Annotated in this window: 22 protein-coding genes; 11 read left to right on the top strand and 11 right to left on the bottom strand. The window is 65.7% G+C overall.

Features of this window, described 5'->3' with window-relative positions:
* Positions 1-78 precede the first annotated feature (78 nt).
* Positions 79-879, bottom strand: coding sequence for a hypothetical protein (locus C8J43_RS07915; protein WP_133030412.1), 801 nt, complete (start codon positions 877-879; stop codon positions 79-81).
* Complete coding sequence (locus C8J43_RS07910; RefSeq protein ID WP_133030411.1) at positions 879-2,099, bottom strand: TIGR04063 family PEP-CTERM/XrtA system glycosyltransferase; 1,221 nt, start codon at positions 2,097-2,099, stop codon at positions 879-881. The genes C8J43_RS07915 and C8J43_RS07910 overlap by 1 nt, the downstream gene beginning before the upstream one ends.
* A gap of 97 nt (positions 2,100-2,196) precedes the next feature.
* On the opposite strand from C8J43_RS07910, the gene C8J43_RS21865 reads away from it, so the two are divergent.
* The 3 genes from C8J43_RS21865 to C8J43_RS07900 are packed head-to-tail and all read left to right on the top strand — an operon-like array spanning position 2,197 to position 4,739.
* Positions 2,197-2,343, top strand: a complete 147-nt coding sequence (locus C8J43_RS21865) for a hypothetical protein (RefSeq protein ID WP_165899571.1) — start codon at positions 2,197-2,199, stop codon at positions 2,341-2,343.
* Positions 2,336-3,691 (top strand): putative O-glycosylation ligase, exosortase A system-associated, encoded by a 1,356-nt coding sequence (locus tag C8J43_RS07905; protein WP_133030410.1) that lies wholly within the window; start codon positions 2,336-2,338, stop codon positions 3,689-3,691. The genes C8J43_RS21865 and C8J43_RS07905 overlap by 8 nt, the downstream gene beginning before the upstream one ends.
* Positions 3,692-3,701: 10 nt before the next feature.
* On the top strand, positions 3,702-4,739 hold the full coding sequence (locus tag C8J43_RS07900) for an acyltransferase (RefSeq protein WP_133030409.1): 1,038 nt from the start codon (positions 3,702-3,704) through the stop codon (positions 4,737-4,739).
* 89 nt (positions 4,740-4,828) lie between these two features.
* Here C8J43_RS07900 and C8J43_RS07895 read toward each other — a convergent pair whose 3' ends face one another.
* Positions 4,829-5,392 carry a type 1 glutamine amidotransferase domain-containing protein gene (locus tag C8J43_RS07895; protein ID WP_056065353.1) on the bottom strand — a complete coding sequence of 188 codons (564 nt, stop codon included), beginning with the start codon at positions 5,390-5,392 and terminating at the stop codon, positions 4,829-4,831.
* Positions 5,393-5,574: 182 nt separating this feature from the next.
* On the opposite strand from C8J43_RS07895, the gene C8J43_RS07890 reads away from it, so the two are divergent.
* The 5 genes from C8J43_RS07890 (at position 5,575) to C8J43_RS07865 (ending at position 10,492) form a co-directional block, all read left to right on the top strand.
* Positions 5,575-6,531 carry a DNA topoisomerase IB gene (locus C8J43_RS07890; protein ID WP_133030808.1) on the top strand — a complete coding sequence of 319 codons (957 nt, stop codon included), beginning with the start codon at positions 5,575-5,577 and terminating at the stop codon, positions 6,529-6,531.
* Between the two features lie 11 nt (positions 6,532-6,542).
* Positions 6,543-7,709 carry a mechanosensitive ion channel domain-containing protein gene (locus tag C8J43_RS07885; protein ID WP_133030408.1) on the top strand — a complete coding sequence of 389 codons (1,167 nt, stop codon included), beginning with the start codon at positions 6,543-6,545 and terminating at the stop codon, positions 7,707-7,709.
* Between the two features lie 130 nt (positions 7,710-7,839).
* On the top strand, positions 7,840-8,298 hold the full coding sequence (locus tag C8J43_RS07880) for a MaoC family dehydratase (protein WP_133030407.1): 459 nt from the start codon (positions 7,840-7,842) through the stop codon (positions 8,296-8,298).
* Positions 8,299-8,431: 133 nt separating this feature from the next.
* Entirely contained in the window at positions 8,432-9,610 is a 1,179-nt protein-coding gene (locus C8J43_RS07875) for an acetyl-CoA C-acyltransferase (RefSeq protein ID WP_133030406.1), read from the top strand.
* A gap of 399 nt (positions 9,611-10,009) precedes the next feature.
* Positions 10,010-10,492, top strand: a complete 483-nt coding sequence (locus tag C8J43_RS07865; RefSeq protein ID WP_133030405.1) for a pyridoxamine 5'-phosphate oxidase family protein — start codon at positions 10,010-10,012, stop codon at positions 10,490-10,492.
* A 36-nt stretch (positions 10,493-10,528) separates the two neighbouring features.
* Here the strand turns inward: C8J43_RS07865 and phaZ are convergent, their stop codons facing one another.
* Positions 10,529-11,773 (bottom strand): polyhydroxyalkanoate depolymerase, encoded by a 1,245-nt coding sequence (gene phaZ, locus C8J43_RS07860; protein WP_133030404.1) that lies wholly within the window; start codon positions 11,771-11,773, stop codon positions 10,529-10,531.
* Positions 11,774-11,935: 162 nt separating this feature from the next.
* Here phaZ and C8J43_RS07855 point away from each other — a divergent pair, with 162 nt between their 5' ends.
* Entirely contained in the window at positions 11,936-13,711 is a 1,776-nt protein-coding gene (locus tag C8J43_RS07855) for an ABC transporter transmembrane domain-containing protein (protein ID WP_133030403.1), read from the top strand.
* Here the strand turns inward: C8J43_RS07855 and C8J43_RS07850 are convergent.
* Complete coding sequence (locus C8J43_RS07850) at positions 13,708-14,046, bottom strand: TfoX/Sxy family protein (protein WP_056051304.1); 339 nt, start codon at positions 14,044-14,046, stop codon at positions 13,708-13,710. The two genes, C8J43_RS07855 and C8J43_RS07850, sit on opposite strands and share 4 nt — an antisense overlap.
* Positions 14,047-14,154: 108 nt before the next feature.
* On the opposite strand from C8J43_RS07850, the gene C8J43_RS07845 reads away from it, so the two are divergent.
* Entirely contained in the window at positions 14,155-15,312 is a 1,158-nt protein-coding gene (locus tag C8J43_RS07845) for a saccharopine dehydrogenase NADP-binding domain-containing protein (RefSeq protein ID WP_133030402.1), read from the top strand.
* On the opposite strand, the gene C8J43_RS07840 is transcribed toward C8J43_RS07845, so the two are convergent.
* From C8J43_RS07840 to rnr, 3 genes are read right to left on the bottom strand one after another with little or no spacing between them, the layout of a single operon-like run.
* The gene (locus tag C8J43_RS07840; protein ID WP_133030401.1) at positions 15,313-15,612 is read right to left on the bottom strand and encodes a hypothetical protein; all 300 of its coding nucleotides are present in this window, start codon (positions 15,610-15,612) and stop codon (positions 15,313-15,315) included.
* A gap of 31 nt (positions 15,613-15,643) precedes the next feature.
* Positions 15,644-15,940: a hypothetical protein gene (locus C8J43_RS07835; RefSeq protein WP_121884445.1), complete on the bottom strand. Its 297-nt coding sequence runs from the start codon at positions 15,938-15,940 to the stop codon at positions 15,644-15,646.
* Positions 15,941-15,990: 50 nt separating this feature from the next.
* Positions 15,991-18,222, bottom strand: coding sequence for a ribonuclease R (gene rnr / locus C8J43_RS07830; RefSeq protein WP_133030400.1), 2,232 nt, complete (start codon positions 18,220-18,222; stop codon positions 15,991-15,993).
* A 231-nt stretch (positions 18,223-18,453) separates the two neighbouring features.
* Here rnr and C8J43_RS07825 point away from each other — a divergent pair, with 231 nt between their 5' ends.
* Entirely contained in the window at positions 18,454-18,723 is a 270-nt protein-coding gene (locus C8J43_RS07825; protein ID WP_056052907.1) for a hypothetical protein, read from the top strand.
* Positions 18,724-18,950: 227 nt separating this feature from the next.
* Here C8J43_RS07825 and C8J43_RS07820 read toward each other — a convergent pair whose 3' ends face one another.
* From C8J43_RS07820 to C8J43_RS07810, 3 genes are all read right to left on the bottom strand, one after another.
* Positions 18,951-19,670 carry an SPOR domain-containing protein gene (locus tag C8J43_RS07820; protein WP_107961713.1) on the bottom strand — a complete coding sequence of 240 codons (720 nt, stop codon included), beginning with the start codon at positions 19,668-19,670 and terminating at the stop codon, positions 18,951-18,953.
* Positions 19,670-21,394, bottom strand: a complete 1,725-nt coding sequence (gene argS / locus C8J43_RS07815; RefSeq protein ID WP_133030399.1) for an arginine--tRNA ligase — start codon at positions 21,392-21,394, stop codon at positions 19,670-19,672. The genes C8J43_RS07820 and argS overlap by 1 nt, the downstream gene beginning before the upstream one ends.
* A 398-nt stretch (positions 21,395-21,792) precedes the next feature.
* Positions 21,793-22,947 (bottom strand): DUF1501 domain-containing protein, encoded by a 1,155-nt coding sequence (locus tag C8J43_RS07810; RefSeq protein WP_133030398.1) that lies wholly within the window; start codon positions 22,945-22,947, stop codon positions 21,793-21,795.
* Between the last annotated feature and the right edge of the window lies 1 nt (position 22,948).

The following is a 22,948-nucleotide window of genomic DNA, read 5'->3' as shown; positions in this document are numbered from 1 at the left end:
TCGATGTTTTCGAAGCTTGGGTATCAGAGCTTACCAGATAGAAAAAGCGGTTTCGACCCTATCGGGTACGTCCGGCCCTCAGTGTACTCCAAGCCGCCGCCGACGGCTCGCGCCCTTCTCAAGCCGGCGTAACAAGGCCTCGATCGTTTGCGGTTGCGCCGCCTCCTTAGGGGGCGTGGTCGGCTCGGCCGGGGGCGTTGTCGGCGCGACGACGGTCGGCTCCGACACCGGCAGTTCGGTATCGGCGTGCCCCTTCGCCTCAGGCACGTCCCACGGCTCGAGCATCGCCACGGGATCGGCGTTGCCGCCTGCCGCCCTTCTGTTGAGGGCGACGCTCTCTGTCGCGTTCAGCGAGATGTGGATCAGCGACGACACCGGTCGAGCCGGTGCCATCGGTGTCGGCAGGATCGCCGTCGGATCGAACGCCGCCAGCGGAAGATCGAGATCGACCGGAATGCCACGCTCGTCACGCACCTTGCCGACGCCGACCTCCATCATCGGCGTCCCGAGATCGGCGGCCGACATCGGTTTGCGCGGCGGCGCGTCGGGATGCGCATCGGCGCGACGGACCACGGGCAGATCGTCATCGCGACGTGGGCGCCGGACGAGCAAACCGCCAGGCCCTACCAACAGGAACAGCGACGACCACAGCAGCGCCGCGGCCAGCATGCCGCCGCCCAACGCCAGCAACAGGCGCGCCGTCATGCCGAGCGGCGGTGCCGCCGCCGGGATCAACGACGCAACCCCGGTGGTCCAGACCAAGCCTTCGAGGGTGGTGGTCGGCGACAGGAAGACGCCGCCCGCGACGATCACCGCGCCGACGACCGCGCCGTAGACGGGGACCGAACGGATCAGGCGTTGGCGGAGGAATGCGACCATCAATTTTCCCGTGCCGCGGCTGAAACGAGCCGCTGATAGACAGGTACATAGCGTAGAATGTTTGACGACCAGTTACGCTCCGCCTGCACGAAGGCGCGGCCCTGTGCTCGCCGCGCGTCCCAACCCGTGCGATCGTCGAACATCGCACCCAGTGCCGCGGCGATCGCGGCGGGATCGTCGGGCGCGAACAACGTGCCGGTATCGCTCGCCTTGCCCTCGGCGCGGATCAGTTCGCGGTGACCGCCGACATCCGACGCCGCGACCAGCCGCCCCTGCGCCATCGCCTCGAGTGGTTTCAACGGCGTGACCAGGTCGGTCAGCCGCATCCGTTTGCGTGGATAGGCGAGGATGTCGACCAGCCCGTAATAGCGCTCGACCGCGTCGTGCGGGACGCGGCCGATAAAGCGGATCGCGTCGGCGACCGGCGATGCCCCCGCCTGCGCGCGCAACGCAGCCTCCATCGGGCCACCGCCGACCATCAACAGGCGTGCGTTCGGACGCCGCGCCACCAGCATCGGCATCGCCGCGATCAGGTCGTCCAGTCCCTCGTAATCGTAGAAGCTGCCGATGAACCCAATCACGTCCGCGCCATCGAGCCCCAGTTCCGCGCCCAGCGCATCGTCGCGTGGCGGGGCGGTCCCGAACAGGTCGAGATCGACGCCATTGGGCGACACGATGATCTTGTCCGCCGCGATCCCGCGCGCGACCAAGTCGCCGCGCAGGCCCTCGCAGATCACCGCCACCGCATCCGCGCGCCGCACCGCCCACGTCTCGAGCGCGCGCGTCGCCCGGTAGCGCAGCGACGTCGCCGTGCCCGTGCCGTTGCCGACCGCCGCATCCTCCCAGAACGCACGGATCTCGTACACCAGCGGCAGTTTCCGCTTGCGCGCGACGATCAGGGCAGCGAGCGCATCGATCACCGGTGAATGCGCGTGAAGGATGTCGGGCTTGAAGGCATCGACCGCGGCCTCGATGCGCCGGGCAAACGCGGCGATCCCAGCGACCTCGCCGATCGGACCGGACGTCAGCGCCGCCGGCGTGCGATGAAAGGTCAGCCCGTCGACCGACTCCACCGACGCCGGCGCGTCGCCGTGCCGCGGCCCGGTCACCGCCGCGACGGTCCACCCCAGCCCCTCCTGCGCCTTTAGGATCGCCCGCGTGCGGAACGTATAGCCGCTCTGCAACGGAAGGCCGTGATCGAGGATATGAAGAATGCGCATCGTGCTATCCGCTTGCCACCACATCGCTTAACGGCGCGTCAACCGACCCGACCTAAAGCTGTCGGTCATAGCATCGTTGCCGGAAGGAGGCCGCATCATGATCGACAATCTCGCACTCGGCCTCAGCCACGGCCTGATGATGCTCGCCGCGTTCCTGTTGCTCAAGCGCCCCGACCTCGATCGCGAGCCAAGCCCGCACGATACGCCCGACAAACCCGACACGAGGCGCGGCCCGAGTGCGTGATCTCGCCTTCATCGCGTTCCTGCTGGCGTTTTTCGGGATGGGCTTCCGGCGGCCGTTCCTGCTGGTGCTCGTGTACGTCTATATCGATATCGTCTCGCCGCAGCGCCTCACCTACCTGCTGCTCAACACCATCCCGATCTCATTGATTGCGGTTGCGCTCGCGGTCGGCGGCTGGGTGCTCGCCGACGACAAGCGCGATACGCGGGTCGGCGCGCGGTCGATCCTGATCGTCGTGCTGATGCTCTATTGCTGGGCCACCACGCTCGCCGCCGACTTCCCGGTCGAGGCGCTAGAAAAGTGGGACTGGGTGTGGAAGGCGCTGATCTTCGCCGCGTTCCTGCCGCTGACGCTGCGGACGCGGTTGCGGATCGAGGCGCTGCTGGTGTTCATGGTCCTGTCCGCCTCGTCGATCATTATCGTCGGCGGGATCAAGACGATCGCCAGCGGCGGCGGCGGCTATGGCCAGTTGAACCTGATGGTCGACAATAATTCCGGCCTGTACGAGGGCAGCACGATCAGCACCGTCGCGATCGCGATCATCCCGGTGATCTTCTGGTTCATGGGGTATGGCACGATCTTCAAGCGCGACTGGCGGCTGAAGGGCTTCTGCCTCGCGCTGGTTTTCGCGTGCCTGCTGATCCCGGTCGGCACATCGACCCGTACCGGGCTGTTGTGCATCGGCCTGCTGGCGCTGCTGTCGTTGCGCGCGGTCAAGCGCAAGGGTTTGTATCTGGCGGCGATCGCCGCGCTCGGGGTTGCCGCCGTGCCGTTCCTCCCGTCGACCTTCACCAACCGGATGAACACCATCAAGACCTATCAGGCGGACGAGTCCGCCTCGACCCGGCTGGCGGTGTGGAAATGGACGATCGACTATGCGAAGGATCATCCGTTCGGCGGCGGGTTCAACGCCTTCCTCGGCAACCGGATCCGCTACGACCTGAAGACCGCCGAGGGTGGCGCGATCACCGGCGGGTCGAAGGTCGAGGTCGACAAGGCGCGCGCGTATCATAGCGCCTATTTCGAGATGCTCGGCGAACAGGGCTATCCGGGACTGGCGCTCTGGCTGGCGATCAACCTGATCGGCATCGTCCGGATGGAGGTGCTGCGTCGCCGCTACCGCGATCCCGACGACGAACTCGCCTGGGCCGGACCGCTCGCCGCCGCGTTGCAGAGCGCGCATATCGTCTATCTGCTGGGCGCCACGTTCATCGCGATCGCATTCCAGCCGTTCATCTACATGCTGATCGGGGCGCAGATTGGCCTCGACACGTATCTCGGTCGCAAGCGCAGCGAGCAGACGTTCCGGCCGATGCGCCGCGTACCGCAATCGCGACCCGCACCCCTGTGAAGACTCGCACGTGAAGACCGAGCTTCGGGCGCTGACCGGCGCGCGCGGTCTCGCCGCGTGGCTGGTCGTCCTCTACCACATCCGGCTGTCGATCGCCGGGCTTCCGCAGGCGGCGCTCGATATCCTCGCCAAGGGCTATCTAGCAGTCGACTTCTTCTTCTTGTTGTCCGGCTTCGTGATCTGGCTGACCTGGCATGAGCGCCTGCGCGCGCAAGGCGTCGCCGGGATCGCCCCGTTCCTGCGCAAGCGGATCGCGCGGATCTGGCCGCTGCACGTCGTCGTGCTGGCGGGTGCGGTGGCGCTCGCGCTGGTGTTCGTCGCGACCGGCCGCGCCGACCCGGTCGATTATCCCTTCGCACGACTCCCGCTCGACATACTGCTCTTGCAGAATTGGGGGTTCACGGACCGCCTGGCCTGGAACGATCCGAGCTGGTCGATCAGCGCCGAACTCGGCGCCTATCTGCTGTTTCCGCTGCTGATTGCGACGGTCGACTGGCGGCGGCTAGCCAGCCCGGTCTTGCTGGTCGTCGCACTGGCGATCCTCGTGCTGCTCTACCTCACGACGGCCGCCCCGACGCTCGATACCGATATCCCGCGCTACGGATTGCTGCGATGCCTGACCGAGTTCGCGACCGGTACGATCGTGAGCGCGCTCTGGCTGCGGTGGCGTGATGCTAGGAAAAGGCCGATCGTTATCGCTGCGTCAACCGCAGGCATCACGCTTCTCGCAGCCTGGGCGGCTGGAGCAGCCGAAACGCTGATGGTCCCGGCTGCGTTCGCTTGCCTGCTACTTGTATTGGCGCTCACAACCGCGGCAAATCACAATCCGCTCTCCAGCCGGGCGATCCACTATCTCGGCGAGATCAGCTACGCCACGTATCTCGGCCATTTCATGCTGTGGGTGGTGTTCAAGCTGCTGTTCGTCAGCAACGCGGCGGCTGTCCCGCCGGTGCTGATCGCACTGTACCTAAGCCTGGTACTGCTGGCCTCGATCGCGCTCTACCACCTGATCGAACGCCCGGCGCAACGCTGGCTCAACGCCCGCTAGACCGCCCCCTGTTTCCCCGCGAAGGCGGGGACCCAGTCTGGGCTCCCGCCTTCGCGGGAGAACAAGGAAGCGCGGGCAGACTTTTCGGATCAGTCGACCGGTTCGTCGGCCAGTTCTTCCTCCAGCGCGTCGATGATCGCCTTGTTGAACGCAGGAATATCATCCGGCTTGCGGCTCGTGATCAGATTGCCGTCGACTACGACCTCCTCGTCCACCACGTCCGCACCCGCATTCTCCAGGTCCGTGCGGATCGACGGGAAGCTCGTCACGCGGCGTCCATCGATCACGTCCGCCTCGGCCAGCAACCACGGCGCATGGCAGATCGCGGCGATGATCTTGCCGTCTTCCATGAACTCGGTGATGATCTCGATCGCGCGCTCTTCCTGACGCATCGTGTCCGGGTTGGCGACGCCGCCCGGCAGCACCAGCGCGTCGTAATCGTCGGTATCGACCTCATCGAGCGTCAGGTCGGGCGTCGCCGTCTCGGCCTTGTTGATGTCGCCCTTCATGCCCTGGATCGGGTCGGTCTTTATCGACGCGAGCGTCACCTTCGCGCCCGCCGCCTCCAGCGCTTTCCGCGGTTCGAACAGTTCGACGGTCTCGAAACCATCGGCAGCGAGCATCAATACGCGAGCTTGGGAAAGATCGGCCATGTCATGTCTCCAGTGAAATCCCGTGCCCCCTCAACCAAGCGCAGCCCGCCTCGTTCCGGAACGATGCGCCTTCCCGAACATTTGCAGAGATAGTCAGAATCAGACGCCCCCAAGGGACCACCACATTGCCCACCAAGATCGTGTATTCCGACGACTCCAAGCCCGGCATCACCCGCAAGAAGATGCGGAACGGCTGGGGCTATTGGGATGCCAAGGGCGAACGCATCACCGACCGCGACGAGATCGACCGGCTGAACGCGGTCGGCCTGCCCCCCGCCTACCGCGACGCCTGGTTCTGCCCCAAGCCCAACGGCCATATCCAGGCGGTCGGCTGGGACGAGAAGGGGCGCAAACAATACCGCTATCATCTGGGTTTTCGCGAAGCACAGGAGGCCGCCAAATACGAACGCTGCGCCGACTTCGGCCATGCGCTCCCCAAGATCCGCAAGGCGGTCGAAGCCGATCTCCGCAAACGCTCGCTCACCCGCGAACGCGCGGTCGCCGCGGTCATCCGCCTGCTCGACGGCGGCCATATCCGCATCGGCAATGAGGCTTACGCGGAGGGGAACGAGAGCTTCGGCGCCACCACGTTGCGCAAACGCCACGGTGAAGTGAAGGGCGCGACGCTGAAGCTCCAGTACAAGGGCAAGTCCGGCAAGATGCGGACGCTCAAGATCACCGACCGCTCGCTCAGCAGCTTCGTCAAGAAATGCCAGGACCTCGACGAACAGCACCTGTTCGCATGGCTCGACGATGCCGGCGTCGCGCACCCCGTCACCTCGACCGACGTCAACTGCTACATCCGCGACGTCACCGGCACCGATTTCACCGCCAAGAATTTTCGGACTTGGGCCGCCAGCGTCGCCGCGTTCGAGGCACTCGCGTCGGCCGAACGCGACCTCAGCCTCAAGTCGATGCTCGAGCCCGTCGTCGCGCGGCTCGGCAACACGCACGCGATCGCGCGCAAAAGCTATGTCCACCCGTCGCTGATCGCGCTGGTGAAGACCGGTCAGTCGACCTTCCGCAAGGCGCTCCGCCTCCCCCGCGCCAAGCGCTACATGAGCCGCGAGGAATGTGGACTCATCACGTTTCTCGAAGCCGGCACGCCCGCGACCGCAACCCTCGCAAAAGCGGCCTGACGAGTATTTCCATGTCCAACACAACCGCCGTCCCCAAAAAGCCGGTCTTCGACGCGAGCGACGTCGGCGACCAGGCGCAGGGCTTTGTCACCGCCAGCTTCGCGTGGGTGCAAGCCTATTGGCTCCAGATCCTGATCGCGTTCGGAATCGGCGCGGTGATCGTCGTCGCGCTCCACACCGCACGCCGCTTCGGCAGCAAACTCTGCGAACGCCCGCGCGCGCTCAACGGCTGGGGCATCGTCGTCGGCAAGGCGGTCGCCCGCACCGGCAATTTCTTCATCGTCATGCTCGCCGCCAAGTTGGTCGCCGGCTATTCCGCCGCCCCCGGCGAGGTCGCGACGACGATTAATTTCCTCTTCACCGTCGCCGCCGTGTTCCAGGCCGCCGTCTGGGTCCGCGAGATCATCCTCGGCGCGATAGAGCACCGCACGCAGTCCGAACATTATTCGGGCGAAGCGCTGCTCTCGGCGATGGGCCTGATCCGCCTGCTCGTCACGTTCGTCGTGTTCGCCGTCGCGCTGGTGGTGGTGCTCGACAATCTCGGGGTCAACGTCACCGGCCTCGTCGCGGGGTTGGGCGTCGGCGGCATCGCGATCGGCCTGGCGGCGCAGGGCATCTTCGCCGACCTGTTCGCCGCGCTCGCGATCATCTTCGACCGCCCGTTCCGCCGCGGCGACTCGATCAGCTACGACACCGCCTCGGGCAGCGTCGAGGCGATCGGCCTCAAATCGACACGCATCCGCGGCATCGACGGCGAGGAGCGCGTGATCTCGAACAAGAACCTCCTCAACAAGGAGATCCTCAACAACACGCAGCGCAACCACCGCCGCGCGAAGTTCGTCATTGGCGTCACCTATTCGACACCCCCCGAAGTCTGCTCGCGCATCCCCGCGATGCTGAAGGAGATCGTCGAAGCCAACGACAAGATCTTCACCCGCGCCGGCTTCACCGGCTTCGGCGCGTCGAGCCTCGATTTCGAGGTCCAGTTCGACAGCAAGGGGCCCGATTACGCGAGCTTCTACGACGGCCGCACGGCGGTCGGCATCGCCATCCTGAAGCGCTTCAACGACGAGAAGATCGAGATCGCCTTCCCGACGCAGGTGAACATGATGGCCGCACCCGATGGCTCGGTGGTGATGCCCTACCCCAAACCCACAGCGGCCAGCGACAACGTTTAGAACATCGGGTTCGCGCTTCCACCTGAGCAAATACGGGTTTTTCCTCTTTTAGGTTGGTCGAGGCTTGCAGGAGCCTTGCTGCCGCGGTTAGAGACGCATTAGCGTTCAGCGCCAACCTGAGAGGAACCCCGTGGCCACGATCACCACCGCCGAGATGCAGGGCCGCGTCGGCACCGAAACGGTGTCCGACTGGGTTGAGGTCACGCAGGCCATGATCGACAAGTTCGCCGACGCGACGGGCGACCACCAGTTTATCCACATCGATCCTGAACGCGCGGCGCAGACCCCGTTCGGCGGCACGATCGCACACGGCTTCCTAACGCTGTCGCTGATGCCGTTGCTGTCGTCGAAGGTGCCCGATGCGCCGACCATCGAGGGTGCCAAGATGGGCGTCAATTACGGCGGAAATTCGGTCCGCTTCCTGACCCCCGTCCGCTCCGGCTCGAAGGTCCGCGGCCGGTTCAAGCTGCTCTCGTTCGACGAAAAGCGCCCCGGCCAGTGGCAGCAGACCAACGCCTTCTCCGTCGAGATCGAAGGGCAGGAAAAGCCTGCCCTGATCGCCGAATGGATCAGCCAGGTCTTCGTTTGAACACTCATTCCCCTCCCGCTTGCGGGAGGGGTCAGGGGAGGGTCCGAGATAGCCGCGATTGCGCCGGTTGCTTTGGCCACCCCCTCCCCCAACCCCTCCCGCAAGCGGGAAGGGAGCAGATAAGGATATACCCATGCGTTCAGCCGTCATCGTCTCCACCGCCCGCACCCCCATCGGCCGCGCCTATCGCGGCGGCTTCAACAACACCCCCGCCCCCACGTTAGCCTCGCATTCGATCAAGGCCGCGGTCGAGCGGGCCGGCATCGACGGCGCGGAAGTCGACGACGTCGTTTTCGGCTGCGCGCTCCAGCAAGGTCACCAGGCCGGCAACATCGCCCGCACGTCGTTGCTGCGCGCCGGGCTCCCCGTCACCGTCTCGGGCATGTCGGTCGACCGCCAGTGCGCGTCGGGCCTGATGGCGATCGCCACCGCCGCCAAGCAGATCATCACCGACAACATGGACATCACGATCGGCGGCGGCGTCGAGAGCATCAGCCTCGTCCAGACCCCGCAGATGCGCGTCGCGCCCGATCCCCAGCTGATCGCGATGCACAAGGACGTCTACATGCCGATGCTGCAGACCGCCGAGGTCGTCGCCAAGCGCTATGGCATCAGCCGCGACGCGATGGACGCCTACGCGCTCCAGTCGCAGCAGCGCACCGCCGCCGCGCAGGCCGCGGGCTATTTCGACGCGGAGATCATTCCCGTCGACGCCAACATGGCGATCGTCGACAAGGCGACCAAGGAAGTTACGTACAAGGACGTGACGATCACCAAGGACGAGGGCAACCGCGCCGACACCACGTTGGAAGGTCTCCAGTCGCTGAAGCCGGTTATGGGCCCCGACTTCACGATCACCGCGGGCAACGCGTCGCAGTTGTCGGACGGCTCGTCGTCATCGGTCCTGATGGAAGAGAAGATCGCCTCGCAGCGCGGTCTCCAGCCGCTCGGTCGCTATGTCGGCATGGCGGTCGGCGGCACCGAGCCCGACGAGATGGGCATCGGCCCCGTGGTGGCGATCCCCAAGCTGCTCAAGCGCTTCGGCCTCAAGATGGACGATATCGGCCTGTGGGAACTCAACGAGGCGTTCGCGGTGCAGGTCCTGTATTGCCGCGACAATCTCGGCATCCCCGACGAGCTGCTCAACGTCAGCGGCGGCGCGATCTCAATCGGCCACCCCTACGGCATGACCGGCGCCCGCGCGACCGGCCACGCGCTGATCGAAGGCAAGCGTCGCGGCGCGAAGTATGTCGTCGTCACGATGTGCGTCGGCGGCGGCATGGGCGCAGCCGGGTTGTTCGAAGTGCTGTGACCTTGCAAGGTATCCGGCAAAGGGATATTTAGAGTTCGGCGAAGGACATTCTCGCCTTTCTGTGTGAGCCCCGGTCGTGCTAGCGGCTGGGGCTCAATACGTTTGGGACTCGACTGCTAGATCGAGCCTCGCCCGTGTGCTTACTCCTCTACGTGCAACTTCGATGATCTTCACAACCAAGGTTGCGAAGGCGACGAGCACGCCCAGTATCAGACACAGATCGACAAGAGACATTCTCGATCCTTTCGTGTTCAGCAGCAGGACTGCTGCCGTCGCCACCATGGCGCGTCGCACGCACTTTCACCAAGCGGCATCGCGTGCGCCGATCGGCCGCCCCCGCGCAACCAACCTCCGCCCCGCCCGTTCTCAGTGGCAATCCAAGCCAATAGGAGAATGACGATGGCCGACAAGGATACCCCGCAGGAAGTCGCAGCGAAGTTCATCGAGAAGCTGAAGTCGAGCCCGTTCGTGATGATCGGCCTCAACGATGGCCAGCATTCCGAGCCGATGACCGCGCAGATCGACGACGATCAGCCCAACACGCTGTTCTTCTTCGCCGGTCGCGACAACCGCATCGCCAAGGGCGGCGCCGCGATGGCGCAGTTCGTCGGCAAGGGCCATGATTTCTTCGCGTGCATGGCTGGCGACGTCTCGACGTCGAACGACCGCACGCAGATCGACAAGCTTTGGAACAACCAGGTCGAGGCATGGTTTCCGGGCGGCAAGGAAGACCCCAACCTGACGCTGCTGCGCTTCGACATCGACAGCGCCGAGCTGTGGGAAACCGATATCTCGATCGGCGGCCGCCTCAAGATGCTGTTCGGCGGCACGATCCGTTCGGACGAGTCGAGCAGCCACGCGGTGGTAAACTCGATCGCGTAACGACTGCGGGCAGCCTGCGAGGGCTGCCCGTTTTTCTTACCCATGCGCGGTGATGAACTCCTCCACCACCGGCGCGATCTTCTCCCGCCAGCGCGTGCCGTTGAAGATGCCGTAATGACCGGCCCCTTCCGCCATCAGATAGCGCTTCTTCTCGTCGGGTAGCGCAGTCGCCAGCGTCAGCGCAGCCTTGGTCTGCCCCAACCCCGAAATATCATCACGCTCGCCCTCGACCGCGAGCAGACCCACGTCAGTGATCGCCGCCGGATCAACCAGCCGACCCCGATGCGTCATGATCCCACGCGGCAGCGCATGGTTCTGGAACACGACGTCGATCGTCTGGAGATAGAATTCCGCGGTCATGTCGCAGACCGACCGGTATTCCTCGTAGAAATCCTGGCTTTGCGACGCGCTCTCGCCGTCGCCCTGGACGAGATGCTTATACATCTCCCAATGCGAGACCATATGGTTGCCCAAATTCATCGACATGAACCCGGCAAGCTGGAGGAAGCCGGGATACACCTTCCGCCCCGCACCGGGATAATTGCCCGGCACGGTCGCGATGACGTTCTGCTCGAACCACGCATGCGGCCGCTCGGTCGCCAGCGTGTTGACCGACGTCGGCGCCTCGCGCGTATCGACCGGTCCGCCCATCATCGTCAGCGTCTTGGGACGACACGGGTTCTTGTCCGCACTCATCAACGCGACCGCGGCATAACATGGCACCGAGGGCTGGCAGACGGCGAGCATGTGCGTGCCCCCCTGCCCCTCGTTGGGACCGATCTTTTCCAGGAAGGCGATCAGATAATCGATGTAGTTGTCGAGATCGAACCGCCCCGCCGACAGCGGCACGCTGCGCGCATCGCGCCAGTCGGTGATGTAGACGTCGGCGAACGGCAGCATCCGCTCGACGGTGCCGCGCAGCAATGTCGCGTAATGGCCGGACATCGGCGCCACGATCAGCAGCTTCGGACCGCCCTCGACGACCCCATTGTCATCGGCGCGCACGAAGCGCTTCAGCTGCCCGAAGCCCTTCCGCAGCACGATCTCCTCGCGCACCGCGACCTCGCGCCCGTCGATCGTCGTCGTGTCGAGACCAAAGGCAGGCTTTCCCCGCGTCGCATTCGCGTGTGCGAACACTTCGAGCGCCGATGCGACCACCGTGCCGCCGCCCAAATAGGCGAACGGGTTTGCCGGATTGTTCAGCATATCCGCGCCGAAGCTCGCCATCTTGCTGGCGCCGGCCATCATCGAACGCTGGAATTCATAGGCATCGTAGAGCATGCGGTATCCTCTCGCCTCATCGGGCTTTGCACGGTGGTAACGCAATTTTGCCGCAGTGCAACGCGCGATCGACCGCCGCTCCGTCCCGCGCGACCGGATCACCGCTCGCTGCGACGCCCGGTTCTCGTTGAGCGCTACCCCCGCCACTGCTAGGCACCGCGCATGGCCAAGCCGATACCCGAAGAGAAGACGTCCCGCCGGATCGGCGATCTCGCGATGGTGTGGCGTCACGCCTCCCAATATCCTCGCCAGATCGCGTTCGCGGGGCTTGCGCTGATGATGACGTCGGCGGCGACGATCGGCATTCCGTACGGGTTCAAGCGCGTCATCGACCGCGGCTTCGGCCCCGGCGCGGGCGGGTCGGTCGCCAACTCGTTCCACTATTTGCTGATGATCGTCGTGGTGCTCGCGCTCGCGACCGCGGTGCGCTTCTATTACGTCTCGTGGCTCGGCGAGCGCGTCGTCGCGGACATCCGCACCAACGTGCAGCGCCACCTGCTCCGCCTGACACCGCGCTTCTTCGAAGAGAACCGCCCGTCCGAGATTGCCTCGCGCCTCACGTCGGATACTGCGCTGATCGAACAAGTCGTCGGCAGCACGGTGTCGATAGCGCTCCGCAACACCTTCACCGGCATCGGCGGGCTGATCTACCTGTTCGCGATCTCGCCGAAGCTCGCGGGCATGCTGATGATCGGCATCCCGCTGATCATCCTGCCGATCGCGCTGCTCGGCAAGCGCGTCCGCAATTACTCGCGCACGTCGCAGGACCGAGTCGCCGACGTCGGCTCGATCGCGACCGAGACGCTCGGCGCGATGAAGGTCGTGCAGGCATTCGGGCAAGAAGACCGCGAGGCCGCGCGGTTCGCGGACGCGGTCGGCGCGACGTTTGCCGCGGCTCGCGCGCGGATCATGCTGCGTGCGGTGATGACCGCGATCGTAATCGGCCTCGTCTTCGGATCGATCACATTGGTCCTGTGGGAAGGCGCAATCGACGTAGCCGCCGGCCGCATCAGCGGCGGCGCGATCGCCGCGTTCGTACTGACCGGAGGCATCGTCGCAGGCGCGTTCGGCGCGCTGACCGAAGTCTATGGCGACCTGTTGCGCGGCGCCGGTGCGGCCGGACGCCTGTCCGAGTTGCTCCGCGAAAAGCCCGAGATCGCCGCGCCCGCCAACCCGGTCGCCCTGCCCCAACCGCCACGCGGCGCGCTCGCGTTCGAGGGGGTGCAGTTCCACTACCCGACGCGCCGCGACGTCGCCGCGCTCAACGGCTTCTCGCTCGACGTGAAGCCGGGCGAGACGGTCGCCGTCGTCGGCCCGTCGGGCGCGGGCAAGACCACGTTGTTCCAGCTGGTCCAGCGCTTCTACGACCCTGACGCCGGCCGCGTGACGCTCGACGGCATCGACCTGCGCGATGCCGACCCCGCCGACGTCCGTGCACGCATCGCGATGGTGCCGCAGGAGACGATCATCTTCGGCGCCTCGGCCCGCGACAATCTCCGCTACGGCGACTGGTCCGCAACCGACGACCAACTCTGGGCCGCCGCTGAAGCCGCCAACGCCGCCGAATTCCTACGCAAACTCCCCGAAGGCCTCGACACGTTCCTCGGCGAGGGCGGCGCACGCCTTTCCGGCGGCCAACGCCAGCGCGTCACGATCGCGCGCGCGCTCCTCCGCGATGCGCCGATCCTGCTGCTCGACGAGGCCACCAGTGCGCTCGATGCCGAAAGCGAGCGACTGGTGCAGGAAGCGCTCGAACGGCTCATGGCGAACCGCACCACGCTAGTCATTGCGCACCGCCTAGCGACCGTACGCGCGGCCGAGCGGATCATTGTGATGAGCGATGGTCAGATCGTCGAGGAAGGCTCGCACGCGTCGCTGATGACCAACAGCGGGCTGTATGCGCGGCTGGCGAGCCTGCAGTTCAACGAGGCCGCCTAAACCTTCGTGGGCTTGGGCTTCTTCGGTTTCGGCATCGGCAGTTCCGCGGTCGAGATACGGACGAGTTCCGCCAGCCACTCGGCATCGTCCCAGCGGTCCGCGTCGACCAGCAGGCACGGTTTCGCGCCCGGATAGGGCGGCGCTTCCTCGATCGCCCCCGCGAACGCGCGGCCGCCCGGTGTCGGCTTCACGAACAGCTGGTCGTCGCAGATCAGCGCGACCATTTTGCCGTCGCAATAGACGCCGTATTCGCCGAACATCGGCTTTGCGGAGACCTCCCCCGCCGCGGCGAGCTGGTCGACGATGAATGCGACGGTCTTGCGATCGGATGCCATCAAGCAATCCTCGCAGATCGCCGCGGCCTTGGCGAGCGATGCCGACGACGGCGTTTCACTTGCGATGCCATGCGCGCGCGCGCAAACTTGGCAAAACAGGAGATGGATATGCGCGACTTCGACATCGTCATCTACGGCGCGACCGGGTTCACCGGCCGGCTCGTGGCGGAGTATCTCGTCCAGACCTATCCCACCGGCGTTAGATGGGCGATGGCGGGGCGCTCGCTCACGAAACTGCAGGAGGTCCGCGACCTGATCGGAGCGCCTGCCGAGACGGCGCTTATCGCTGCCGACTCCGACGATCCCACCAGCCTGCGTGCAATGGCCCAGAGTGCCACCGTGGTCATCTCGACGGTCGGACCGTACCAGCTGTACGGCTCCAACCTCGTCGCCGCCTGCGCTGCAACCGGCACTGGTTATGTCGACCTGTGCGGCGAGCCAGCCTGGATGCGCCACATGATCGACGCGCATGAGGGCGAAGCGACGCGCACCGGTGCGCGGATCGTGTTCTCCTGCGGCTTCGACTCGATCCCTTTCGATCTCGGCGTGCTCACCTTGCAGGAAGCGGCGAAGGCGAAATACGGCATCCCAGCGCCCCGCGTGAAAGGCCGCGTGCGGAAGATGCAAGGGACGTTCTCCGGCGGCACCGCGGCCAGCCTAAAGGCGACGCTCGCCGCCGCAGCGCGCGATCCCGGCATCGTCAAGCTGCTGACCAGCCCGTTCGCGCTCACGCCGGGCTTCAGCGGACCGCATCAGCCGACCGGGCTGCTCCCCGAATACGACACGACCCTCTCGGCCTGGGTCGCGCCGTTCGTGATGGCGCCTATCAACACCAAGAACGTCCACCGCACCAATTTCCTGCTCGGCGAGGCCTATGGCGCGGACTTCGTCTATGACGAAATGATGGTCGCGGGGCTGGGCGATATCGGCAAGGTCGCGGCGGAGGCGATCGCGAAGTTCAATCCATTCTCGGGCGACAAGGGGCCGAAGCCAGGTGAAGGACCATCGAAGGAAGAGCGCGACGCCGGGCATTACGACCTGTTGTTCGCCGGCATCATGCCAGGCGGCGAACGGATCGACGCGGTCGTCACAGGCGACCGCGATCCCGGCTATGGCTCGACCAGCAAGATGATCGCCGAGGCGGCGTTGTGCCTCGTCCAGGACGTGGAGGGCGATGGCGGGATCTGGACACCGGGTGCGCTGATGGGGGCGAAGTTGCGCGATCGGCTGGTGGCGAAGGCGGGGCTTACTTTCACGGTCGGGTGATCAACCGCGGAAGAACCGCGTGGCGATCCAGGCGATCAGCACCGACACGATGATGGCGATCGGTACGGCGAGACGTCGGCGTCGCTCGATCGCAGCATAATGCGCGTCGAGATCGAAATAAAAGCGGCCTGGTGCGGTTTCGCGGACGATGCCGTTGGCGCGCAGCCGATCGAACGCCGCCTGCTCCCGAGCATCACGCGGTAGGAAGGCGATCGCATCGTCGGGTCCGATCGCGTGGCGCGTTAGAAACAGCGCCGGGATGGCTCCGCGGATCCGATGCGGACGCAACGCCATCGGCATGCCGGATGGGCTCGGATTTACCGGCGAGAGCTTATTCGGCAAGCGCGAAGACCGTCGCCGCCGCCGCAACGCTTGCAGCGACGCCCGATACCCCGACGATCGCTGCGGCTCGAAGTCGTACCGAAGCGCGAAATGCGCCAAGTTTGCGGGCGTCGAGATGGTAACGCCCGGCCCCGTCGTCGACGATCGCGCCATAGACTCGAAGTTGGCGGAATATTCGCGCGTCGTTCGCCACATAGGGGATCGCACGATCAGCCGACGTGGCCCGTGCCGCGACGAAATCCTTGACGATCCGTCGACGCGATCGGCCTAGAATAAGTCCCCGCATACTCTTCCCCCCGCGCCGATCTCGCATAGCGCGGGGGGTTTGCGCAATTCCTAACGCCGCTTGCCCTGATGGCGGATGTTCGCAGGCCGCCCACGCCGCTTGATCTCGCGCACCGGCTTGCGCCCACCCCGTGGAGGCTGGGCCGCGCCCTTCCCCTCGGGCATCTCGAAGCGCAGAGCGCCCGACACGGGGTTTGCCTCCGCAAGCCGCAATTCCATCGTCTGGCCCTGCGCGAAGACGTCACCGCTATGCTCGCCGGTCAGCGTCCGCGCGCCCTCGTCGAAGCGGAAATATTCGCCGCCGAGATCGCGCACCGGCATCAGGCCGTCGCCGCCGATCCCCTCGACCGTCGCGAAGAAGCCGAAATTGGTCACGCCGGTGATCCGCACATCCATCACCTGGCCGACGCGCTCCGACAGGAACGCCGCGACGTAGCGATCGGTGGTATCGCGCTCGGCCTCCATTGCGCGGCGTTCGAGCCGGCTGATGATCTCGCCGACCGACTCCATGTTGGCCGCATCGTCCGCCGGCAACCCGCCCTCGCCGAGCCCATAGGCGGACACCAGCGACCTATGAACGAGCAGATCGGCATAGCGCCGGATCGGCGAGGTGAAATGCGCGTAGCTGCCGAGACTAAGCCCGAAATGCCCGTGATTGCCGGGCGCGTAATAGGCCTGGGTCTGGGTGCGGAGGATCTGCTCCATCACCTGCGGCCGGAAATCCGCGTCGCCGATCCGCTCGATGATGTGGTTGAACGTCGCCGGCCGCACGACCTGCCCGAGCGCGAACGGCACGTCGAACGTCTCCAGATACTCCTTCAACGCCGCCAGTTTCTCGCGGCTCGGCGGCTCGTGGATGCGGTACATGACCGGCGCCTTCTTCGCCTCCAGCGCCTTGGCGGCCGCGACATTGGCGGCGATCATGTAGTCCTCGATCAACCGGTGCGCGTCGAGCCGTTCGCGCGGGGACACCGACATGATGCGGCCCTGCTCGTCGAGCACGACACGGCGTTCCGGCAGGTCGAGATCGAGCGGCGCGCGGGCATCCCGCGCCTTGGCCAGAGCATGCCAGCAAGCCCAGAGCGGCTGCAATGCGCTCAGCATATCGCCGCGCTCGTCCACCACCGGCGATGCGGCGTCGATGATCGCCTGCGCCTCTTCATACGCAAGGTTCGCGGCGATCCGCACCACCGCGCGCGTGAACCGCCACGACTTGAGCGAGCCATCCTTGCCGATCCGCAAATGGCACGCGAGCGCGGCACGGTCGGCACCTTCCTTCAGCGAACACACCTCCGCCGACAGGATCTCGGGCAGCATCGGCACGACCCGGTCGGGGAAATACACCGAGTTCCCGCGCCGCCGCGCCTCGCGGTCGACCTCGGACTTCGGCCGCACATAGAAACTGACGTCCGCGATTGCGACGATCGCCTTCCAGCCGCCCGCATTGGAGGGATCCTCGTCCGCCTCGGCCCAGACAGCATCGTCGTGATCGCGCGCATCCTCGGGATCGATCGCGACGATCGGCAAATCGCGCAGATCCTCACGCCCCTCACCCAACGGCAGCTTCGAGACCCGCTCCGCTTCGTCGAGCGCTTCCTGCGAGAAAACGTCGGGAATACCGAGCTTGTGGATTGCGATCAGGGAGAAACTCCGTGCCGCGAACGGATCGCCGAGCTTCTGCACGACACGGGCGGCGATCTTGGGCGGCTTGCCCGCAAGTTCCGCCAGCACGAGGTCGCCCGGTGCCGCGCCGCCCGCGTCCGCGACCGCGAACTCACGCCGCTCGCGCTTGTCGACCCCCGTCAGCCAGAGCCGCCCGCCATCCTCGCGCAGCACGCCCAACACTTGCTCGGACGCCGGCGCGAGCACCTTCATCGGATGCGCGATCCAGCCATTCCCGGCCTCCTCGGTCCGCGCGAGGATCCGCTCGCCAACGCCCAGCGCCCCGCGTTTCCGTTCGCGCACGCGCAGCCGCGGCGGCGGCACGCCCTCCGCCTCCCAACGCTCGGGCACCGCCCAGACGTTGCCGCCGTCGTCGACGTCCGTGATCCGCAGCACCGTCACCTTCGGAATGCCGCCCATTTTGTGGAACGCGCGACCGGGCGCGCTATCGATCAGCCCCTCGTCGGCCATATCCTTCAACAACGCTTTAAGCCCGATCTTGTCCTGCGCGCTGAGCCCGAAGCCCTTGGCGATCTCGCGTTTGCCCGCGGGCACGTCGGACGTGGCGATGAAGTCGAGGATCTGCTCGCGCGTCGGAAGACCGGCTTTTGGTTTGTACATCGCACACAGATAAGCACGCCAACCCGTTCCGTCACCCCGGCTTCACTCGGACCGACAGCATCCGGAAGGAATGGCAGATAGCTTATGCGGTACGGGATTGACGCTCGAAACGCCTGAGGACCAGAAGGATAGTCCTCCAATTTCGAGCAATCGGTACGCCAATTTTGGCTTTAGGGCTTGCAACGGGTCCAGATCGGCATAGTCTACTGAAAACATTGAAGGAGAGGCATGATGGCAACGCCCCTGAAGCTCGAAGCGGACCCCGAGGACAAAAACCTGGTCATCCTGCAAAGCCTCATCTGCCTGCTGCGAGAGAAGAACGTTCTCTCTCGCGCGGATATCGAGGAGTTGTGCGACAAGGTTCAGGCACGGGTCGCCAATCACGATAGCGATCCACTCCCTTGCCAGATGAACGGCGCGCTCGCCGCAGCCACCGAAGTCGCACAGATCGGCGATTATATCGGGCGCAAATACGGTGGAAAGCATCGTCGCGTGGTGTGATGCCCTAGCGGGTCGTCAAGCCAGGCGAAGACGATCGACTGTGCGATAGCGTCGCGCGACCGTAGCGCGACGCGCACAACCTCAAGCAGAGCGCCGTGCGCGAGGCCGGCCGCACCTTGGCGGTGTCATCACGCCACCGAAACCGCGCGCAACAAATAGATCTATGACAACCGGCGTTCAGCCAAGGTCTGCGGCAAACAGTAAGCTCCCGCCGATCGCCACAGCTCTTAGCTGGCGACGAAGCAAGTCTCGCCAGCGACCCGCAACCGGCCACAGATATCCGCCGCCTGGTTCGCGCTGCCTGCGTTCACGCGCAGACGATACAGGGTCCGACCGCCCGTCGCGACCGGCTGGACCGACTTGCCGAGCGCGCCGACATACGCGAACCGCTTCGAGAAGTTCGTCCAGGCCGCGTTGGCGACTGCTTCGCTCGGATACGCACCGAGCTGGACCAGCGAACCGCCGGTAGCCGCGCCGGCGCCACTCGGCTTCGACGCTGACAGCGGTGCCGTGGCGACCAGCCGACCACCCGAGGCAGGAACCTGTGCGACCGCGTTGCGACCCGCTGCGTCGTCAGCCTTGGCCGCGACCGCACGCTTGCCGTCGACAGGCGCTTCCGGCACGCCGCGCAGATCGATCGCGCCGTTACCCGACTTCCCCGCACTGGTCGCGATCGCCGAATCGCCCTCGCCCTTGACCTTCAGGCCGCCGGCGTCGTCGGGCTTGACCTTGTAGTCGCCTTCCTGCGCGGCGATCATCTGGCCGTCGCCGGTCGGCGCGCGCTGTTGCAGCTTGTAGATGCCGAAGATGATCGCCGCGAGCACCGCGAGACCGAGCACGACGAGCGCAATGACGCGGCCGATGCCAACGGTTTCCTGCTCGTCCGGCTCGACGGTTTCGAGCCAGGGGAGCCGGTCTTCCTCGCGCAGATCCATATCTTCGGCCATCACTTCATCTCCGAAACCGCTTCGACACCCATGATGGCGAGGCCGTTATGAATAATCTGCCCTATAGCGGACGCCAAGAAAAGCCGTGCCGCGGTCGCCTGTGGATCCTCGATCACCAGGAAACGACGGTCGGGCCGGTCGTTTCCGACATTCCATAGCGCATGGAACGCTGCAGCCAAGTCGTAGAGATAGAACGCAATTCTGTGTGGTTCGCGCGCGGTCGAGGCGATCTCGATTAGCCGCGGAAACTGCGCTGCGAGCTGTACGAGAGCAAGTTCGTCCGTATCAAGACGGGACAAATCCGCAGAAATAGGCGTGATTCCCGCCTCTTCCGCGCGCCGATGTAGCGATGCGATACGAGCATGCGCGTACTGGACATAGAAAACCGGGTTGTCCTTCGACGCCTCGACCACCTTGGCGAAGTCGAAATCCATCTGCGCATCGGACCGCCGCGTGAGCATCGTGAAGCGGACGACATCCTTGCCGACCTCGCGCACGACATCGGCCAGCGTGACGAAATTGCCCGACCGCTTCGACATCTTGACCGGCTCGCCGTTGCGCAACAGCCGGACCATCTGGACGAGCTTGACGTCGAACCGCGTCTTGCCGCCCGTCAGCGCCGCCACCGCCGCGACGATCCGCTTGACCGTGCCGCCATGATCCGCGCCCCAGATGTCGATCAGCTGATCGGCGCTCTGGCTCTTCTGGAAATGATAGGCGAGATCGGCGCCGAAATAGGTCCACGACCCGTTCGACTTCTTGATCGGGCGATCCTGGTCGTCGCCGAACTGCGACGAGCGGAACAGCGGCAGCTCGACCGGCTCCCAATCGTCGGGCGTCTCGCCCTTCGGCGCTTCGAGCACGCCGTCATAGACGAGATCGCGCGCGCGCAGTTCCGCCTCGGCCGCTTCGGGCTTCTTCGCAGCCTGAAGTTCTGCCTCCGACGCGAACACCTCGTGCTCGATCCCGAGCAAGGCCAGATCGGCACGGATCATCACCATCATCGCGGCGACTGCCTGCGTGCGGAAGATGACCAGCCATTCGGTCTCGGGCGCGCCGACGTAGCGGTCACCGAACTCCTTCGCGAGCGACTGGCCGACGGGGACGAGATAGTCGCCGGGATACAGGCCCTCGGGGATCTCGACGGTCTCGCCGAGCGCTTCGCGGTAACGGAGGTGGACGGAGCGCGCGAGCACATCGACCTGGCCGCCGGCATCGTTGACGTAATATTCGCGGATCACCTTGTGCCCGGCGAACTCGAGCAGGCTGGCAAGCGCATCGCCGACCACCGCACCGCGGCAATGGCCCATGTGCATCGGGCCGGTCGGGTTGGCCGACACATACTCGATGTTGACGGTGATCCCGTCGCCCTGCTTCGAGCGGCCGTAGTCCGCGCCGGCCTTGGGAATCGCGGCCAATTCGGCACGCCAGGCGTCGTCCGTGAGCTTCATGTTGATGAAGCCGGGGCCTGCGACGCTCGCCGAGGCGACGTCCTCGAGCTTGGACAGTTCGGCGACCAGTGCATCGGCCAGCACGCGCGGATTGGTCTTGGCGGGCTTGGCAAGGACCATCGCGGCGTTGGTCGCGAGATCGCCGTGGCTGGTGTCGCGCGGCGGCTCGACCGTGACGTTCTTGCGGTCGAGCCCAGCCGGCAACGTCCCCGCCGCGGTCAGCGTGTCGAGCGCCGCATCGATATGCGCGGCGAAACGGGTGTAGAGCGTCATGGCAGTCCCGGTACGTCAAGGAAACGCGCGCTCTAGACCATCACGGCTTTGCGCTCAATTTTAATCCCGTTGGAGGGACGGGTGATACGTGTCGACCAGTCCCACCGTCATTCCCGCGAAGGCGGGACGCCATACTGGCTAGCCAGGCGAGGTATAGCTGCCGTCCCAAGAATATAAGTCCCCGCCTCCGCGGGGACGACGGATGGGATGGGGCACATGTTTAGCCCCCCCCGTCATCCTGACGAAAGTCAGGAGCCAGGGTTATAAAGGGCGACATGTGGTACTCTGGGTCCTGACTTTCGTCAGGATGACGGACTTGGTGAAGGTTGCGGCTCTTCCGGTAAAGAAGCGCGGGCGAGCGGCGACTCGGCCGGGCGCATCTACAGCCCCCCCTACACTCAGACCCGCACCAGCCCCTCAACCACCGCCGTCCTTGCGCTCGCAGGAAACAACGCGGCCATCGCGCGGGCCGGCTCGACGCCGAAATGCGACGACACCGCGCCGCCGATGAACGCATCGAGCTGCATCGTCGGCTTCAAATCGCGTGCCTCGTACAGCGCGGCGGGAGCCAGGCCCGGCCAGTCGGACACTACCCTGCCCCCTTTCACGCCGCCGCCGAACAGCATCGCAGACGTGCCCGTGCCGTGATCGGTGCCGCCGGTGCCGTTGACCGCGACGGTCCGCCCGAACTCTGTCGCGACCAGCACCATCGTGTCGGCCCATAGCGGTCCCAGCCCCGCCTGTAGCGATGCGACCATCGCGTCGAGGCCCTTCAATTGCGCGGTCAGTCGGCCGCGTTGGCCAGTGTGCGTATCCCAGCCGCCGGTCTCGATCATCGCGATCCGCGCGCCGGTGTCGGGCTTGAGCAAGCGCGCGGCGAGCGCGCCGGTCGCCGCTGCATTGCGCCCGCCATCCTGCGCGAGATCGCTGGTGAGTTGCCGCGTGGCCATCGCCTCGCTCCACAAGCCGTGGAGTTGCTGGTCGCCCTCGTACAGCATCGCGACGCGTTGCAGCAGATCGTCGGACGCGTCCGGCAGGCTCGACGGCGCATAGGATGCTACCTCGCGCCGCCCCCGCAGTGCCATCGGCACGGTCGCCGCGACCGCAATCGCGCGTGCCTCGTCGGCCGGCAGCACGCCGAGCAGCCGGTTGAGCCAGCCGTCGCGGACCTGGTATGCGCTCGCGCCGCCGGTCTCGAGGACGTTCTGGCCATCGAAATGCGAGCGATCGCGGTAGGGCGAGGCGATCGCATGCGCGAACAGCGCCTGACCTTGTTTGTAAAGCCCGGCACTCGCGGTCATCGCCGGGTGCAGCGTGAACATGCCGTCGAGCTTTGCGCCCGTGGCGAAGTCCGCCGCGAGATCGCCCCGTGCGCCCGCAAACGCAGGATCGCCGACCGCGCCGATCGTGCCGAGACCATCGGCCGCGCCGCGCTGGATGATGAAGACGAACCGCTTGTCGGTCGCCGCGCGCGCAAAGGCGATGCGAGGCGCGAAGGCGGACGCCAGCACGCCAAGCGACCCGGTGGTGAGGAAGGAACGACGGTCGAGCATG

This window comes from Sphingomonas sp. PP-CE-1G-424, assembly GCF_004341085.1.
GTDB lineage: Bacteria > Pseudomonadota > Alphaproteobacteria > Sphingomonadales > Sphingomonadaceae > Sphingomonas.
This window is presented reverse-complemented; position numbering and strand designations above follow the sequence as displayed.

Excerpts from the sequence above, each read along its gene's own strand:
- C8J43_RS07855 (WP_133030403.1), top strand. The coding sequence starts at position 11,936 with ATGGCCAAGCCGATACCCGAAGAGAAGACGTCCCGCCGGATCGGCGAT.
- C8J43_RS07895 (WP_056065353.1), bottom strand. The coding sequence starts at position 5,392 with ATGGCCGATCTTTCCCAAGCTCGCGTATTGATGCTCGCTGCCGATGGT.
- C8J43_RS07885 (WP_133030408.1), top strand. The coding sequence starts at position 6,543 with ATGTCCAACACAACCGCCGTCCCCAAAAAGCCGGTCTTCGACGCGAGC.
- C8J43_RS07890 (WP_133030808.1), top strand. The coding sequence starts at position 5,575 with ATGCGGAACGGCTGGGGCTATTGGGATGCCAAGGGCGAACGCATCACC.
- C8J43_RS07875 (WP_133030406.1), top strand. The coding sequence starts at position 8,432 with ATGCGTTCAGCCGTCATCGTCTCCACCGCCCGCACCCCCATCGGCCGC.
- C8J43_RS07840 (WP_133030401.1), bottom strand. The coding sequence starts at position 15,612 with ATGCCGATGGCGTTGCGTCCGCATCGGATCCGCGGAGCCATCCCGGCG.
- C8J43_RS07810 (WP_133030398.1), bottom strand. The coding sequence starts at position 22,947 with ATGCTCGACCGTCGTTCCTTCCTCACCACCGGGTCGCTTGGCGTGCTG.
- C8J43_RS07835 (WP_121884445.1), bottom strand. The coding sequence starts at position 15,940 with ATGCGGGGACTTATTCTAGGCCGATCGCGTCGACGGATCGTCAAGGAT.
- rnr (WP_133030400.1), bottom strand. The coding sequence starts at position 18,222 with ATGTACAAACCAAAAGCCGGTCTTCCGACGCGCGAGCAGATCCTCGAC.
- C8J43_RS07845 (WP_133030402.1), top strand. The coding sequence starts at position 14,155 with ATGCGCGACTTCGACATCGTCATCTACGGCGCGACCGGGTTCACCGGC.
- C8J43_RS07825 (WP_056052907.1), top strand. The coding sequence starts at position 18,454 with ATGGCAACGCCCCTGAAGCTCGAAGCGGACCCCGAGGACAAAAACCTG.
- C8J43_RS07850 (WP_056051304.1), bottom strand. The coding sequence starts at position 14,046 with ATGGCATCCGATCGCAAGACCGTCGCATTCATCGTCGACCAGCTCGCC.
- C8J43_RS07865 (WP_133030405.1), top strand. The coding sequence starts at position 10,010 with ATGGCCGACAAGGATACCCCGCAGGAAGTCGCAGCGAAGTTCATCGAG.
- C8J43_RS07820 (WP_107961713.1), bottom strand. The coding sequence starts at position 19,670 with ATGGCCGAAGATATGGATCTGCGCGAGGAAGACCGGCTCCCCTGGCTC.
- C8J43_RS21865 (WP_165899571.1), top strand. The coding sequence starts at position 2,197 with ATGATCGACAATCTCGCACTCGGCCTCAGCCACGGCCTGATGATGCTC.
- C8J43_RS07915 (WP_133030412.1), bottom strand. The coding sequence starts at position 879 with ATGGTCGCATTCCTCCGCCAACGCCTGATCCGTTCGGTCCCCGTCTAC.
- C8J43_RS07910 (WP_133030411.1), bottom strand. The coding sequence starts at position 2,099 with ATGCGCATTCTTCATATCCTCGATCACGGCCTTCCGTTGCAGAGCGGC.
- argS (WP_133030399.1), bottom strand. The coding sequence starts at position 21,394 with ATGACGCTCTACACCCGTTTCGCCGCGCATATCGATGCGGCGCTCGAC.
- phaZ (WP_133030404.1), bottom strand. The coding sequence starts at position 11,773 with ATGCTCTACGATGCCTATGAATTCCAGCGTTCGATGATGGCCGGCGCC.